General features: G+C 64.6%; 15 protein-coding genes. 13 read left to right on the forward strand and 2 right to left on the reverse strand.

All coding sequences use genetic code 11. The features are described from left to right. The first annotated feature begins 81 nt into the window (after nt 1-81). From purU to ACIPW4_RS05420, 6 genes are read left to right on the forward strand one after another with little or no spacing between them, the layout of a single operon-like run. Nucleotides 82-948: a formyltetrahydrofolate deformylase gene (purU, locus tag ACIPW4_RS05395; RefSeq protein ID WP_085674145.1), complete on the forward strand. Its 867-nt coding sequence runs from the start codon at nt 82-84 to the stop codon at nt 946-948. Then, complete coding sequence (gene folD / locus ACIPW4_RS05400) at nt 945-1,856, forward strand: bifunctional methylenetetrahydrofolate dehydrogenase/methenyltetrahydrofolate cyclohydrolase FolD (RefSeq protein ID WP_400655535.1); 912 nt, start codon at nt 945-947, stop codon at nt 1,854-1,856. The genes purU and folD overlap by 4 nt, the downstream gene beginning before the upstream one ends. After that, a complete protein-coding gene (locus ACIPW4_RS05405; protein WP_400655537.1) occupies nt 1,838-3,079 on the forward strand; it encodes an FAD-dependent oxidoreductase in 1,242 nt (413 codons plus the stop codon). The genes folD and ACIPW4_RS05405 overlap by 19 nt, the downstream gene beginning before the upstream one ends. 12 nt (nt 3,080-3,091) lie before the next feature. Next, nucleotides 3,092-3,397 (forward strand): sarcosine oxidase subunit delta, encoded by a 306-nt coding sequence (locus ACIPW4_RS05410; RefSeq protein WP_400655539.1) that lies wholly within the window; start codon nt 3,092-3,094, stop codon nt 3,395-3,397. Continuing rightward, entirely contained in the window at nt 3,394-6,297 is a 2,904-nt protein-coding gene (locus tag ACIPW4_RS05415; protein WP_400655541.1) for a 2Fe-2S iron-sulfur cluster-binding protein, read from the forward strand. Before ACIPW4_RS05410 ends, ACIPW4_RS05415 begins: the two co-directional genes overlap by 4 nt. Before the next feature lie 3 nt (nt 6,298-6,300). Further along, entirely contained in the window at nt 6,301-6,906 is a 606-nt protein-coding gene (locus ACIPW4_RS05420) for a sarcosine oxidase (RefSeq protein ID WP_400655543.1), read from the forward strand. Nucleotides 6,907-7,021: 115 nt separating this feature from the next. Here ACIPW4_RS05420 and ACIPW4_RS05425 read toward each other — a convergent pair whose 3' ends face one another. Further along, nucleotides 7,022-7,906: a LysR family transcriptional regulator gene (locus ACIPW4_RS05425; RefSeq protein ID WP_400655544.1), complete on the reverse strand. Its 885-nt coding sequence runs from the start codon at nt 7,904-7,906 to the stop codon at nt 7,022-7,024. A 147-nt stretch (nt 7,907-8,053) separates the two neighbouring features. Between ACIPW4_RS05425 and ACIPW4_RS05430 the strand changes: the two genes are divergently transcribed. Beyond that, on the forward strand, nt 8,054-9,073 hold the full coding sequence (locus ACIPW4_RS05430) for an alpha/beta hydrolase (protein WP_400655545.1): 1,020 nt from the start codon (nt 8,054-8,056) through the stop codon (nt 9,071-9,073). Between the two features lie 55 nt (nt 9,074-9,128). Continuing rightward, on the forward strand, nt 9,129-9,851 hold the full coding sequence (locus ACIPW4_RS05435) for a pirin family protein (protein WP_400655546.1): 723 nt from the start codon (nt 9,129-9,131) through the stop codon (nt 9,849-9,851). Nucleotides 9,852-9,965: 114 nt separating this feature from the next. Here ACIPW4_RS05435 and ACIPW4_RS05440 read toward each other — a convergent pair whose 3' ends face one another. Further along, on the reverse strand, nt 9,966-10,259 hold the full coding sequence (locus tag ACIPW4_RS05440) for a DUF1330 domain-containing protein (RefSeq protein WP_400655548.1): 294 nt from the start codon (nt 10,257-10,259) through the stop codon (nt 9,966-9,968). Nucleotides 10,260-10,337: 78 nt separating this feature from the next. Here ACIPW4_RS05440 and ribBA point away from each other — a divergent pair, with 78 nt between their 5' ends. The 5 genes from ribBA to ACIPW4_RS05465 all read left to right on the forward strand — a co-directional run bounded on the left by ribBA (nt 10,338) and on the right by ACIPW4_RS05465 (nt 15,733). After that, nucleotides 10,338-11,459 carry a bifunctional 3,4-dihydroxy-2-butanone-4-phosphate synthase/GTP cyclohydrolase II gene (ribBA, locus tag ACIPW4_RS05445; protein ID WP_400655549.1) on the forward strand — a complete coding sequence of 374 codons (1,122 nt, stop codon included), beginning with the start codon at nt 10,338-10,340 and terminating at the stop codon, nt 11,457-11,459. A 353-nt stretch (nt 11,460-11,812) separates the two neighbouring features. Next, nucleotides 11,813-12,838, forward strand: a complete 1,026-nt coding sequence (locus ACIPW4_RS05450) for an ABC transporter substrate-binding protein (protein WP_400655551.1) — start codon at nt 11,813-11,815, stop codon at nt 12,836-12,838. Then, nucleotides 12,835-13,752, forward strand: a complete 918-nt coding sequence (locus tag ACIPW4_RS05455; RefSeq protein WP_400655553.1) for an ABC transporter permease — start codon at nt 12,835-12,837, stop codon at nt 13,750-13,752. Before ACIPW4_RS05450 ends, ACIPW4_RS05455 begins: the two co-directional genes overlap by 4 nt. Nucleotides 13,753-13,758: 6 nt before the next feature. Then, a complete protein-coding gene (locus ACIPW4_RS05460) occupies nt 13,759-14,565 on the forward strand; it encodes an ABC transporter permease (protein WP_400655555.1) in 807 nt (268 codons plus the stop codon). A 19-nt stretch (nt 14,566-14,584) separates the two neighbouring features. Then, on the forward strand, nt 14,585-15,733 hold the full coding sequence (locus ACIPW4_RS05465; protein WP_400655557.1) for an ABC transporter ATP-binding protein: 1,149 nt from the start codon (nt 14,585-14,587) through the stop codon (nt 15,731-15,733). Nucleotides 15,734-15,858: the final 125 nt, after the last annotated feature.

Genomic DNA, 15,858 nt, shown 5'->3' on the forward strand with positions numbered 1-15,858 from the left:
AGAAACATCACTTCGCCCGCCGCGAAGCTTCTTTTGCCCTTGTGCCAGACCTGCCCCACTCCATCACGAGGCCTATCCGACATGCACCCCGCTCCCGATCACTTTATCCTGCGCGTCAGTTGCCCGGCCGTGTCCGGCATCGTCGCGGCGGTGACCACCTACCTGGCCGAGCACGGTTGCTACATCAGCGAGATGGCGCAGTTCGACGACGAGGACAATGGCCGCTTCTTCATGCGTGCGGTGTTTCGCTACAACACCGGTGTCAGCGGTGACACGCCGCAGCTGGAAGCAGGATTCGCCGATGTGGCCCAGCGTTTCGACATGGACTGGAGCCTGCACAGCAGCGCCCGGCCACTGCGCGTGCTGCTGATGGTCAGCAAGTTCGACCACTGCCTGGCGGACCTGCTCTATCGCCACGCCAAGGGCGAACTGGACATGCAGATCACCGCCGTGGTTTCCAACCACCTCGACCTGCGGCCGATGGCCGAGCGTCAGGGCATCCGCTTCGTCTACCTGCCGGTGACCAAGGAGACCAAGGCCGAGCAGGAAGCCGCGCTGATGCGCATCGTCGAGGACACCGGCACCGAACTGGTGGTGCTGGCGCGCTACATGCAGATTCTCTCCGACGACTTGTGCCGCCAGCTGTCGGGCCGGGCGATCAACATCCATCACTCCTTCCTGCCCGGTTTCAAGGGTGCCAAGCCCTATCACCAGGCCTACCAGCGCGGGGTCAAGCTGATCGGCGCCACCGCCCATTACGTCACCAGCGACCTCGATGAAGGCCCGATCATCGAGCAGGAAGTGCAGCGCGTGGATCACGCCTATGCCCCCGACGACCTGGTGGCGATCGGCCGCGACACCGAAACCATCGCCCTGTCCCGCGCGGTGAAGTACCACCTCGAACACCGGGTGTTCCTCAACCATGACCGCACGGTGATCTTCAAATGAACGCCATCCCCAGCATCAAGCTGATCGACGGCAAGGCCACCGCTGCGCGTGTGCTGGCCGAGGTCCGCGAGCAGGTGCAGGCCTTGCACCAGGCTGGCGTGCAGCCGGGCCTGGCGGTGGTCCTGGTCGGGGACGATGCCGCCAGCCAGGTGTATGTGCGCAACAAGGTGCTGCGCGCCGGGGAAGTGGGCATCCGCTCGCTGGAGCATCGCCTGCCTGCCGATACCACCCAGGCTCAGCTGCTGACCTTGATTGACCGGCTCAACCGTGACACCGAGGTCAACGGTATCCTCGTACAGCTGCCATTGCCCACGCATGTGGATGAACACCGCATTCTCCAGGCGATCAGCCCGCTGAAGGACGTGGACGGCTTCCACAGCGAAAACGTCGGCGGCCTGGCACAGGGGCGCGACGTGCTTACGCCCTGCACCCCCAGCGGCTGCATGCGCCTGCTGCGCGATGCCTGCGGCGAGCTGCGCGGCAAGCATGCGGTGGTGGTCGGCCGCTCGAACATCGTCGGCAAACCGATGGCGGCGCTGCTGCTGCAGGCCGACTGCACGGTGACCGTGGTCCACTCACGCAGCCGCGACCTGCCGGCGCTGTGCCGCCAGGCCGACATCGTCGTCGCTGCCGTCGGCAAGCCGCAGTTGATCGGCGCTGACTGGCTCAAGCCCGGCGCCGTGGTGATCGACGTCGGCATCAACCGCATCGAGCAAGGCGGCCACAGCCGCCTGGTCGGCGACGTCGACTTCGCCGCCGCGCTGCCTCAGGTTGCCGCCATCACCCCGGTACCCGGCGGCGTCGGCCCAATGACCATCGCCTACCTGATGAAGAACACCCTGCTCGCCCTCGACCTGCAACAGCAGGCCGCCCACCAGGAGCGCACCGCATGCCTTTCGCCCTGCTGAAATACGGCCTGAGCGCCGACTACCCGGTGGAGGTCGACCTGCCGCCACCGAGCGAACTCAAGCCGCGCTATGACGTGGTGATCATAGGCGGTGGCGGCCACGGCCTGGCCATTGCCTATTACCTGGCCAAGTACCACGGCATAACCAATGTTGCCGTGCTGGAAAAGGCCTACCTGGGCGGCGGCAACACTGCGCGCAACACCGCGGTGATCCGCTCCAACTACCTGACCTCCGAAGGCGTGCGCTTCTACGCAGAATCGGTGCGGATGTTCCAGCACCTGTCCAACGAGTTCGACTTCAACATCATGTATTCCGAACGTGGCCAGCTGACCCTGGCGCACACCGACGCCACGGTACGTGCTTTCCGCCAGCGCGCCGAGGTCAACAAGCACTTCGGCGGGCGCACCGAAATGATCGACCGCCAGCAGATCCGCGAGCTGGTACCGAGCCTGAACCTCGACCCCGGCCACCTGCCGGTACTGGCCGGCCTCTGGCACATCGACGGCGCCACCGCGCGCCATGACGCGGTGGCCTGGGGCTACGCCAAACAGGCCGCCAAGCGCGGCGTGGAAATTCACCAACTGACCGAAGTGCAGGACCTGCTGATCCGCAATGGCCGCATCGAAGCGGTCAAGACCAACCGCGGCACCGTGCAGTGCGGTTGCGTGGTACAGGCGGTGGCCGGCGCCAGTTCGCTGTTGATGGCCAAGGCCGGCATCCGCGCACCGATCCACACCTACCCGCTGCAGGCCATGGTCACTCAGCCGTTCAAGCCGTTCCTCGACCCGCTGGTGAGCTCTTCGGCGCTGCACTGTTACGTGCAGCAGACCAGCCGTGGCGAGATCGTCTTCGGCGGTGGTTCGGACCCGTACCCGCTGTACAACACCCGTTCCACCCTCGACCTCAAGGAAAGCCTGCTGGCCCACGCCATCGAGATGTTCCCCTTCATGGCCAACGCCAAGCTGATGCGCCAGTGGGCCGGGATGACCGACATGACCCCGGACTACAGCCCGATCATGGGCCTGTCGCCGGTGGACAACTACTACCTGGACGCCGGTTGGGGCACCTGGGGCTTCAAGGCGACGCCCATCTGCGGCAAGACCATGGCCGAGCTGGTGGCCAGTGGCGGCAAGGTGCCGGAAATGATTGCGCCCTTCGCCCTGGAGCGCTTCAGCCGCTTCCAGCAAGTCAACGAAATGGGCGCCACTGCGGCCAGCCATTAGGAGCACACGACGATGAAGATCCTGACCTGCCCCTTGAACGGCCCGCGCAACATCAGCGAGTTCACCTACGGTGGCGAGTTCAAGCACATGCCCGACCCTGCTCGCTGCAGTGACGCCGAGTGGGCCGACTACGTGTTCAACAGCGACAACCTGGCCGGCGTGGTCATCGAGTGGTGGCTGCACAATGCTTCGAGCTACTGGTTCCTGGCCGAGCGCCACACGGTCAGCGACCTGGTACTGAGCACCTTCGACCCGAAAGACCTGTTCGACCGCCGCGTCGACTTCACCCCCGCCGCCACCCCGGAGATCGCCGGATGAACAGCCTCCCCCGCCTCCCCGCGCCCATGGGCCTGCTGATCGACCGCGAGCGGCCGCTGCGGTTCGAATTCGACGGCCAGCCTTGCCTGGGCTTTGCCGGTGACAGCATCGCCAGCGCTCTGCTCGGCAACGGCCGCTGGCTGCTGTCACGCTCGTTCAAGTACCACCGCCCACGCGGCCCGCTGAGCATGGCCGGGCAGGACGCCAACACCCTGGTGCAGCTCCCCGAAGAGCCTAACGTGCTGGCTGACATGGAGGCTGCCCGTGACGGTCTGGTGGTCGCCGGGCAGAACTTCAACGGCAGCCTGGAGCACGACCGTGACGCCTACCTGGGCAAGTTCTCGCGCTTCATGCCAGTGGGTTTCTACTACCGCTCGTTCTACAAGCCCAAGGGCATGTGGAAGGTCTGGGAGCCGCTGATCCGCAAGAAGGCCGGCCTCGGCGTGCTCGACCTCGGCTTCAGGCCGCAGTACTACGACAAGGCCTATCTGTTTGTCGACCTGGCCGTCATCGGTGCCGGCCCGGCCGGCCTGCGCGCTGCGCTGGACGCCGCCAATGCCGGGGCCAAGGTGTTGCTGGTCGAACAACAGCCGGTACTCGGCGGCTCGTTGACCTACGCCCGCTTCGATATCGCCGGCACCCGTGCCGCCAGCCTGCGCGCGGAACTGCTGGGCGCCGTCGAAGGCCACCCGAACATCCAGATGCTGTGCGAGGCCACCTGCAACGGCTGGTTCACCGACAACTACCTGCCGGTGATCCAGCACAAACGCCTGTACAAGGTACGCGCCACGCGCTGCCTGGTGGCCGCCGGTTCGTTCGACCAGCCGGTGGTGTTCCGCAACAACGACCTGCCCGGGGTGATGCTGACCAGCGCCGCGCAACGGCTGATGAAGCTTTACGCGGTCAAGCCGGGGCAACGTGCGGTGATTCTCACCGGGCATGATGATGGCTACCTGGCCGCACTCGACCTGCAGGAGCAAGGTGTCGCTGTCGCCGCCCTGGTCGACATGCGCGCCGCGCCTGCCGACGCCGCGCTGGCCAGCGAGCTGAAGCGTCGCGACATTCCCCTGCACCTGGGCAGCACCGTCTTTGAAGCCCTGCACGAAGCGGGCATGCGCCATGTCACGGGCGCAGACATCCGCCCGATCACGGGCCAGGGCAAGGTTGGCGACCACGGCCTGCGCGTGGCCTGCGACCTGCTGTGCATGTCCGCCGGTTACATGCCGGTGTATCAGTTGCTGTGCCAGGCCGGTGGCAAGCTGGCCTATGACGTCAACCGTGACGAGTTCACCCTCAGCGACCTGCCCACCGGGCTGGATATCGCAGGCTCGGTGAACGGCCGGCATCGCCTGGACAACGTACTCACCGACGCCAGCCGCAGTGCCGCCGAAGCCCTCGCTGCACTGGGCCTGCAAGCTCAGGCGCCGTCGGCCTACGTTGCCGAGGCCAAGGTCAACTTTCCCTGGCCCATCTTCCCGCACCCCAAGGGCAAGGATTTCGTCGACTTCGACGAAGACCTGCAGGTGCGCGATATCGTCAATGCCACCCGCAGCGGCTATCGCGACGTGCAACTGGTCAAGCGCTTCTCTACGGTCGGCATGGGCCCGTCCCAGGGCCGCCACTCGGCGCTGCCCACCGCACGGCTGGTGGCCCAGGCCACCGGCCGCAGCATCAGCGAAACCGGGGTGACCACCGCCCGCCCGCCGTTCCAGGCAGAGAAGCTGGCGCATGTTGCCGGCCGTGCGTTCGACCCGTACCGTCAGACGCCGATGCACCGCCGCCACCTGCAAGCGGGCGCGAAGATGATGCCCGCCGGCATCTGGCAGCGCCCGGCCTTTTATGGCAAGCCGGAAGAACGCGAACGCTGCATGCAGGAGGAAGCCCGCCATGTGCGCGAGAAAGTCGGCCTGATCGACGTCTCCACCCTTGGCGGCCTTGATGTACGCGGCCCCGATGCCGCCGAACTGCTGGAGCGCCTCTACACCTTCGGCTTCGCCAAGCTGGCCATCGGCCGCACCCGCTATGCGCTGATGACCAACGAGCATGGCGTGGTGATCGACGACGGCGTCTGCGCGCGCCTGGCCGAGCAGCACTTCTACGTCACTGCCACCACCGGCGGCGTCGACCGCATCTACCAGCAGATGCTCAAGTGGAACGCGCAGTGGCGCCTGGACGTGGACATCACCAACGTCACCGCCGCCCTGGCCGCGGTCAACCTGGCCGGGCCGCTGTCGCGCCAGGTGCTGGCCAAGGTCTGTGCCGACCTAGACCTGTCGGCCCAAGCCTTCCCTTATCTGGGTGTGCGCCTGGGCACGGTGGCCGGCATCCCGGCGCGCATCATGCGGGTCGGTTTCGTTGGCGAGCTGGGTTATGAAGTGCACGTGCCAGCGCGTCACGCCGAACGCCTGTGGGACGCGCTGATGCAGGCCGGCGCCGGGCTGGGCATCCGCCCGTTCGGCGTCGAGACCCAGCGCCTGCTGCGCCTGGAAAAAGGCCACGTGATCATCAGCCAGGACACCGACGGCATGACCCACCCGGCCGAAATCGACATGCAGTGGGCGATCGGCCGCAAGAAGCCTTTCTTCGTCGGCAAGCGCTCGATCGAGATCCTCGAAGCGCAGCCGCTCAAGCGCAAGCTGGTCGGCTTCACCCTGCCCAAGGGCAGCCCGCAGCCGCTGGAGGGCCACCTGGTGCTGGACGGTGCGGACATCAGCGGCAACGTCACCTCCTGCGAATACTCGCAGACCCTGGGGCAGATCATCGGCCTGGCCTACGCCGGTGCCCAACAGGCAACGCCTGGCATGCACATCCCGATCCGCGTGGAAGGCGGCGTGATGGTCAATGCCCAGGTGGTGCAGCTGCCCTTCCATGATCCCGACAACTTGCGCCAGGAGCTGTGAACCATGACCAGCCTGAAAGCTGAAGCCTTCATCCCACGCAGCCCGCGGGCCGAGCTGTTGAACACCTGTGCGTTGACCGACCTGACCGAACTGGCGCGAGTCGGGTTTCGCGGCGGGGACAGTGCGGCTTACCTGGAGGCACGCGGTTACCGCCTGCCCTCGCTGCCTAACCAGGCTTTGTGCCAGGACGACGGGAGCTGGGTGGCGCGCCTGTCAGCCAGTGAGTACCTGTTGCTCGGCAGCTTTGCCGACCAGGGCGCGCGGGTAGCCGCCGAAGAAAATGCCTGGGTACAAGATGCCCGGCGCAACTACCTGCTGCCGCGTCAGGACAGCCATGCCTGGTTGCAGCTGTCGGGGGCGCACTGCAGTGCAGTGATGGCCAAGTTGTGCGGGGTTGATCTGCGTCAGCAGGCGTTTCCAATCGGCGCCGTGGCGCAGACTTCGGCGGCGCGGATCAATGTGATCGTGGTGAATGTCGGGAGTGATGAAATGCCGGCGTTGCAGCTGCTGTTCGACCGGGCGTCGCTGGCGTATTTCCAGGAGGCGATGCTGGATGCCATGGATGAGTTCGATGGCGGGTGGGTTGGGGTAGATGAATTGATCGTCTGAAATCCCTGGGGCCGCTGTGCGGCCCTTTCGCGACACAAGGCCGCTCCTACAGGAGATCGCATTCCCTTGTAGGAGCGGCCTTGTGTCGCGAAAGGGCTGCAAAGCAGCCCCGGCATTACAACTGCACCAACCGCTCGCGCAGGAAGGTCACAAACCCCTGCACCGGCCGCGCCACCTGGCGGTGCTGCGGATACACAGCCGACAGCTGTAATGCCGGCGGCACCCACTCATCCAGCACCGTCACCAGGCGCCCGTCCGCCAGCGCCTGGCCGACGATGAAGGTCGGCAAATAGGTCACCCCCATCCCGGCAATCGCCGCATCCCTGAGCAACTCGCCATTGTTGGCGCGCATCCGCCCGCTCACCTGGATCGACTGGGTCTTGCCAGCCTGCCTGAACTGCCACTGCACTTGCCGCGAGTGCCCGTAAGGCAGGCAATCATGCTCGGCCAGTTGTTCAGGCCTGGTCGGAACACCATGGGCTTCAAGGTACGCCGGGCTCGCGCAATACACCCGCTCGACATCGGCAATGCGCCGGGCGATCAGGCTGGAGTCTTCCAGCGCGCCAATACGCAGCGCCAAATCATAGCCCTCGCCAATCAGGTCCACCGGGCGGTCGCTGAGGTCCACCTCCACATCCACCTGCGGATGCAACTGCAGAAACTCGGTCAGCAGGCAGCCCAGGTGGGCCATGGCGAACGACAGCGGCGCACTCAGGCGCAGGGTGCCGCGCAGGGCCTGGGTCTGACCACTGATGTCGTGCTCCACCTGTTGCACTTCACCCAGCAGGCGCAGCGCCGACTGGTAGTAATGCTGGCCCAGCGGCGTGGCGTCCAGGCGCCGGGTGGAGCGGTTGAGCAGGCGCACGCCGAGGCGCTCTTCGAGCTGCATCAGGCGGCGGCTGACCGATTGCTTGGACATGCCCAGGCGGTCGGCTGCGGCGGTGAAGCTGCCGGCCTCCATCACTTGGGCAAAGATGCGCATGTCTTCGTACGGGTTCATTGTCTCGCTCTTGGTGACAGTCAAACGCTTTATAGCGGCTTTTTCCCAAGAGTGCATCTGCTTAATCTACACACAGGTCGCAGCGATGGCCCCTGAAGGCCAGGCAAGACGCCCACTACCAACACTTGCACAGAAAAGGATTCGCTCATGAACATTGTCCACAAGACCCTTACCGCCTCTCTCCTCGCCCTGTCCGTATCCAGCGCATTCGCTGCCGGTAGCCCAGGCGTCGAACAGCACACCCAAGCCTTCCTCGAAGCACTCGAGCAAGGTGGCGGCAAGCCGCTCGAACAGCTCAGCCCGAAAGACGCCCGCGCCGTGCTGACCGGTGCCCAGGCTTCGGTGAAGGTCGACCTGTCCGGTATCGAGGTCAAGCAACACACCATCCAGGCCAACGGCCAGTCGATCACGCTGCAAGTGGTGCGCCCGGCCAATGTCAAAGGTGAGTTGCCGGTGTTCATGTTCTTCCACGGTGGCGGCTGGGTGCTGGGCGACTTCCCGACCCACCAGCGGCTGATCCGCGACCTGGTGGTCGGCTCGGGCGCGGTGGCGGTCTATGTGGACTACACCCCGTCGCCGGAATCGCACTACCCGACGGCGATCAACCAGGCCTACGCCGCAACCCAATGGGTGGCCGCGCATGGCAAGGAAATCGGCGTCGACGGCAAGCGCCTGGCCGTGGCCGGCAACAGCGTAGGCGGCAATATGGCGGCGGTGGTCGCGCTCAAGGCCAAAGAGGCCGGCACCCCGGCGCTGCGCTTCCAGCTGCTGCTGTGGCCGGTGACCGATGCCAGCTTCGAGACGGCATCGTACAAGCAGTTCGCCGAGGGGCACTTCCTCACCACCGGGATGATGAAATGGTTCTGGGACAACTACACCCTTGATGCCAAGGCACGGGCAGAGATCTACGCCTCGCCGCTGCGGGCTAGCAGTGAACAGTTGAAAGGCCTGCCACCGGCGCTGGTGCAGACGGCCGAGTTCGATGTGCTGCGCGACGAGGGTGAAGCGTATGCACGCAAGCTGAATGCGGCGGGCGTGACCGTTACCTCGGTGCGCTACAACGGCATGATCCATGACTACGGGCTGCTCAACCCGTTGAGCCAGGTGCCGGCTGTGAAGGCGGCCATGCGCCAGGCCGCAAACGAACTGAACGTGCATTTGCAATAACGCCAGCCAACCCCATGGCAGGGTCCAGAAGCCCTGCCCTCACTGGAGACTCGTCATGCTCACCGTCCGTAACGCCCAAGACCGCGGCCTGGCCTTTCATGGCTGGCTGAAATCCTTCCACACCTTCTCGTTCGGCCACTACCGCAACCCGGACGAACAGGGTTTTTCCGACCTGCTGGTGATCAACGACGACCGTGTCATCCCTGGCAAAGGCTTTGGCGAGCACCCGCACCGCGATATGGAAATCTTCTCCTACGTGCTCGAAGGCGCGCTGGAGCACAAGGACACCCTGGGCACCGGCTCGGTGATCCGCCCGGGTGACGTGCAGCTGATGAGCGCCGGCCATGGCGTGGCGCACAGCGAGTTCAACCACAGCCAGGCGCAGCCGGTGCACTTCCTGCAGATCTGGATCGTGCCCAATGTGAAAGGAGCGACGCCGCGGTATCAGCAACAGCACTTCAGTGCCGAGGAGAAACGCGGCAAGTTGCGCCTGATCATCTCGCCGGATGGTGCCGAAGGATCATTGCAGGTGCGGCAGAACGCGCGGGTGTATGCGGGCCTGTTCGATGGCGCGGAGCGTGCGACGCTGACCTTGCCGAAGAACCGCCATGCTTATGTGCATGTGGCTCGCGGCAGCATCGAGCTCAATGGCCAGATGCTGAATGAGGGGGATGGGGTGCGGGTAAGGCAGGAACAGGTGCTGGAGCTGGGCAATGGCGTGGATGCAGAGGTGCTGGTGTTCGACCTGCGGCCCCATGAGTTGCCTGGCATGCCATAAGCAGGACCGGCCTCTTCGCGGGCACGCCCGCTCCCACAGGTACCGCACAGGTTCTGAAAACTGTGCAGTACCTGTGGGAGCGGGCGTGCCCGCGAAAGGCCCATCAGCAAAGACTCAGGGCTCGAAGCCTTCAACGATGATCACTTCGGCCTTTGCCACCCCTTGGCGATGGCTGTACGCCTCCTGATACAACTCCGACCGGTAGCACGCCACCGCCTGCTCATAGGAATCGAACTCGATCACCACGCTACGCTGTGGAGTGGGCCGCCCCTCCATCGCCTCGCTGCGCCCGCCGCGAGCCAGGAAGCGACCACCGAATGCCTTGAAGGCAGCGGGAGCGCGCTGGGTGTATTGCTGGTACTGCTCGGGGTCGGTCACGTCGACGTGGGCGATCCAGTAGGCCTTCATCCGCGGGTTCTCCTGTAGCAACGATATTTGTGTATGATGGTATACCATAAAATCACCCCACCACAGTGAGTGTGCAACATGGCTTTCAACACCATCGAGGAACTCCTCGAAGACTACCGGCAAGGCAAGATGGTGCTGCTGGTGGACGACGAGGACCGGGAAAACGAAGGCGACCTGCTGATCGCCGCCGAGCGCTGTGACGCCCAGGCCATCAACTTCATGGCCCGCCAGGCGCGCGGCCTGATCTGCCTGACGCTGACCGACGACCACTGCCAGCGCCTGGGGCTCGAGCAGATGGTACCGGCCAACGGCAGCGTGTTCAGCACCGCGTTCACCGTGTCGATCGAAGCTGCCACTGGCGTCACCACCGGCATCTCCGCCGCTGACCGGGCACGTACCGTTGCTGCCGCCATGGCGGCCGATGCGCGCCCCGAAGACCTGGTGCAGCCGGGCCATATCTTCCCTCTGCGCGCCCGCGAAGGCGGCGTGCTGACCCGCGCCGGGCATACCGAAGCCGGTTGCGACCTGGCCCGCCTGGCCGGTTTCACCCCGGCTTCGGTGATCGTCGAGGTGCTCAACGATGACGGCACCATGGCCCGTCGTCCCGACCTGGAAGTGTTTGCCGCCCAGCATGGCATCAAGATCGGCACCATCGCCGACCTGATCCACTATCGCCTGAGCACCGAGCAGACCATCAAGCGCATCGGCGAACGCGAACTGCCGACCGTGCACGGCACGTTCCGCCTGGTGACCTACGAGGATCGCATCGAAGGCGGCGTGCACATGGCCATGGTCATGGGCGATATCCGCCGTGAGCAGCCGACCCTGGTGCGGGTGCATGTGATCGACCCGCTGCGTGACCTGGTCGGTGCCGAATACGCAGGCCCCGCCAACTGGACGTTGTGGGCGGCGCTGCAGAAGGTGGCGGAGGAAGGTTGCGGGGTAGTGGTGATCCTGGCCAACCACGAGTCTTCCCAGGCATTGCTCGAGCGCGTGCCGCAACTGACCCAACCGGTGCGGCCTTACCAGCGTGGGCAGTCGAAGGTGTATTCGGAGGTCGGGACCGGGGCGCAGATTCTGCAGGATTTGGGTGTGGGCAAGCTGCGTCATTTGGGGCCACCGCTGAAATATGCGGGGCTGGCCGGGTACGAACTGGAAGTGGTGCAGAGCATTCCGTTCGAGCCCGCCATGTTGGGCTGACACCTTCCCCAGTAGGAGCGGCCTTGTGTCGCGAAAGGGCCGCAAAGCGGCCCCAGGATTTCAGCGTCAACACATAAATTGCCGGGGCCGCTTCGCGGCCCTTTCGCGACACAAGGCCGCTCCTACAAAGGCTGCGGCAGTCTGATGAGTACGGAGTGATGGCCGGTAGCCTCATTCCTCTTGCCAAAAGCTTGGAATACCATAATATGATATCCCGTAGACCTTGAATCTGCAGGCCGGCACCTACAATTACCAACGGCCACAAGACACTTTGTTTTAGCTGCTCCCCGAATACTGTTGGCGGGCGCACCAGAAGCCCCGCCTCGAATAACAAAAGCAACGAGGGCGTAACCATGCTGTTGAGCAAACGTGTAACCGCAGTGCTGTCCGCCAGCCTGCTGACCCTGGCATGTCAGGCCGCCCAGGCCGCTGACAGCCTGAATTTCGTCAGCTGGGGCGGTACCACCCAGGACGCCCAGAAAGAAGCATGGGCCGTACCCTTCACCAAAAGCACCGACATCAAAGTCGTCCAGGACGGCCCCACCGACTACGGCAAGCTCAAGGCCATGGTCGAGAGCGGCAACGTGCAGTGGGACGTGGTCGACGTCGAAGCCGACTTCGCCCTGCGTGCCGCCAGCGAAGGCCTGCTCGAACCCCTCGATTTCAGCCAGATCAAGCGCGACAAGATCGACCCCCGTTTCGTTTCCGATCACGGCGTCGGCTCGTTCTTCTTCTCCTTCGTGCTCGGCTACAACGAAGGCAAGCTCGGTGCCAACAAGCCGGCCGACTGGACCGCGCTGTTCGACACCAAGACCTACCCTGGCAAACGCGCCCTGTACAAATGGCCAAGCCCCGGCGTGCTGGAACTGGCCCTGCTGGCCGACGGCGTAGCCCCCAAAGACCTCTACCCGCTGGACCTGGACCGCGCCTTCAAGAAACTCGACACCATCAAGAAAGACATCGTCTGGTGGGGCGGTGGCGCCCAGTCGCAGCAGTTGCTGGCTTCCGGTGAAGCCTCGCTGGGCCAGTTCTGGAACGGCCGCGTCTATGCCCTGCAGCAAGACGGTGCACCGGTGGGCGTGAGCTGGAAGCAGAACCTGGTCATGGCCGACTTCCTGGTCATCCCCAAGGGTGCCAAGAACAAGGACGCGGCCATGAAGTTCCTGGCCAATGCCAGCAGCGCCGAAGGCCAGGCCGAATTCGCCAACAAGACCGCCTACGCCCCGGTGAACCTCGATAGCGTCAGCAAGCTCGACAAAGACCTTGCGCCGAACCTGCCGACCGCCTATGCCCAGGACCAGGTCACCCTGGACTTTGCCTACTGGGCGAAAAACGGCCAGGCCATCGCAGCGCGCTGGAATGAGTGGTTGGTCAAATGAAAGTTGCCATCAACGCCCTGCATAACGCGCAAGGTGCCCCCACGGGCACCGGCGCCCCGGGAACGGCCCCACGCCGCGTCAGCCTGAGCCAGCGCTGGAAAGGCAGCCGCAACCTGCTGCCGGCGCTGCTGTTCCTCGGCCTGTTCTTCTTCGCCCCGCTGGTCGGCCTGTTGCTGCGCGGGGTGCTGGAGCCAACGCCAGGGCTGGGCAACTACGAGCAGCTGTTCGCCAACTCGGCCTATGCCCGGGTGCTGTTCAACACCTTCTCGGTGGCCGGCGTGGTTACCCTGATCAGCGTGCTGCTGGGCTTCCCGCTGGCCTGGGCGATCACCCTGGTGCCCAAGGGCTGGGGCCGCTGGCTGCTGAACATCGTGCTGCTGTCGATGTGGACCAGCCTGCTGGCACGCACCTACTCGTGGCTGGTGCTGCTGCAGGGCTCGGGGGTAATCAACAAGGCGTTGATGGCCATGGGCATCATCGATGCCCCGCTGGAGATGGTGCACAACCTCACTGGCGTGGTGATCGGCATGAGCTACATCATGATCCCGTTCATCGTGCTGCCACTGCAGGCGACCATGCACGCCATCGACCCGATGGTGCTGCAGGCAGGCTCGATCTGCGGCGCAAGCCCGTGGACCAACTTCTGGAAGGTGTTCCTGCCACTGTGCCGCTCGGGGCTGTTCTCCGGGGCGCTGATGGTGTTCGTGATGTCGCTCGGTTACTACGTCACCCCGGCCCTGCTCGGCGGTGCGCAGAACATGATGCTGCCCGAGTTCATCATCCAGCAGGTGCAGTCGTTCCTCAACTGGGGCCTGGCCAGCGCCGCCGCCGCACTGCTGGTGGTGATCACCCTGGTGCTCTTCTACCTGTACCTGAAGCTGCAGCCGGAATCCCCGGTCGGCAACGCGAGGTAAACCGCCATGCTCCTGTCTCCCAATGCCATGGGCCGCCCGCTGCGTACCGGCCTGTACCTGACCACCGGGGTCATCGCGGCCTTCCTGCTGCTGCCGGTGGTGTTCATCGTGCTGCTGTCGTTCGGCTCGTCCCAGTGGCTGGTGTTCCCGCCACCGGGCTGGACCTTCAAATGGTATGGCCAGTTCTTCTCCAATCCGGAGTGGATGGACGCCGCCCTGGCCAGCCTCAAGGTCGCCGTGCTCACCACCATTGCCGCCGTGCTGCTCGGCCTGCCCACCGCGTTCGCTCTGGTGCGAGGCCGCTTCCCCGGCCGTGAAATGCTCTACGGGCTGTTCACCATGCCGATGATCGTGCCGCTGGTGATCATCGCCGTGGCGGTGTACGCGCTGTTTCTCAAGCTTGGCTACACCGGCACGCTGTTCGCCTTCGTGGTCAGCCATGTGATCGTCGCCCTGCCCTTTACCATCATCTCGATCATCAACTCGTTGAAACTGTTCGACCAGTCGATCGAGGATGCCGCGGTGATTTGCGGTGCCTCGCGCCTGCAGGCGATCTTCAAGGTGACGTTCCCGGCGATCCGCCCGGGCATGATCGCCGGCGGCCTGTTCGCCTTCCTGGTGTCGTGGGATGAAGTGGTGCTGAGCGTGATGATGGCCAGCCCCGACCTGCAGACACTGCCGGTGAAGATGTGGACCACCCTGCGCCAGGACCTGAGCCCGGTGATCGCCGTGGCCTCGACCCTGCTGATCGGCCTGTCGCTTCTCGTCATGTTCATTGCCGCCGCCTTGCGCCGGCGCACCGAAAACGCCTGAGCGCGCGGAGAGAATAAAAATGAGTGCAGTGATCAAAGAAAACGCGCCCGGCAAGACCCTGGTCAGCCTGCGCGGCCTGAACAAGCACTACGGCGACTTCACCGCCGTGGACAACCTCGACCTGGAAATCCAGGACGGCGAATTCCTGACCTTCCTCGGCTCCAGCGGCTCGGGCAAATCCACCACGCTGTCGATGCTGGCCGGGTTCGAGACGCCGAGCAGCGGCGAGATCCTGGTCGAAGGCCAGTCGCTGGTCAACGTGCCCCCGCACAAACGTGACATCGGCATGGTGTTCCAGCGTTACTCGCTGTTCCCGCACCTGAACGTGCGTGACAACATCGGCTTCCCGCTGGCGATCCGCAAGCTCAGCGCCACCGAAACGACCAAGCGCGTCGATGCCATGCTCAAGCTGGTGCAGCTGGAAAAATTCGCCCACCGCAAGCCATCGCAGATGTCCGGTGGCCAACAGCAGCGCGTGGCAATTGCACGGGCGCTGGTGTACGAGCCGCGCATCCTGCTGATGGACGAACCGCTCGGCGCTCTGGACAAGAAGCTGCGTGAAGACCTGCAGGATGAACTGCGCCAGCTGCACCGTCGGCTGGGCATTACCATCGTCTACGTGACCCATGACCAGGAAGAGGCCATGCGCCTGTCCCAGCGCATCGCCATCTTCAGCCATGGCAAGATCGTTGGCCTGGGTACCGGCTATGACCTTTATCAGAACCCACCGAATGCCTTTGTCGCGTCGTTCCTGGGCAACTCGAACTTCCTGCGGATCAAGGCCAGCAGCAATGGTGCTGGCAGCTTCGAAGGCCAGGCGGTGGCGATCCGCCTGACCCCGGGCCTGAGCGCCGAGCAGGATGCACTGATCATGGTGCGCCCGGAGAAGGCCTTGGCCCTGACCGCCGAACAGGCCGCGCGCGAGCCATTGCCGGCGGGCTGGAACGAGGTCAGTGCCAAGGTTGGTGAGGTGCTGTTCCTGGGTGAGAGCCAGACCTGCCATGTGGTGACTGCGGGCGGTACCGAGCTGACGGTGAAGGCATTGTCTGCCGCCGGAATGCCGATGCAGCCTGGGGATACGGTGAAAGTGCGCTGGGCGGTGGCGGATGCCTGCATCTATACCGAGTGGGCTGAGAGTGACCTGAGCAAGTCGGCTGGGGCGCATTGATCCCAATGGGTTAGTGGCTGTACTGGCCTCTTCGCGGGTAAACCCGCTTGTATGGTAGGACTTGAAGGGAGGAGGAGGGACATAGCTCGCTTCTGACTGTTCGCAGCAGTACAGACCGTGGGAGA

Source organism: Pseudomonas sp. NPDC089996 (assembly GCF_044748405.1).
Lineage (GTDB): Bacteria > Pseudomonadota > Gammaproteobacteria > Pseudomonadales > Pseudomonadaceae > Aquipseudomonas.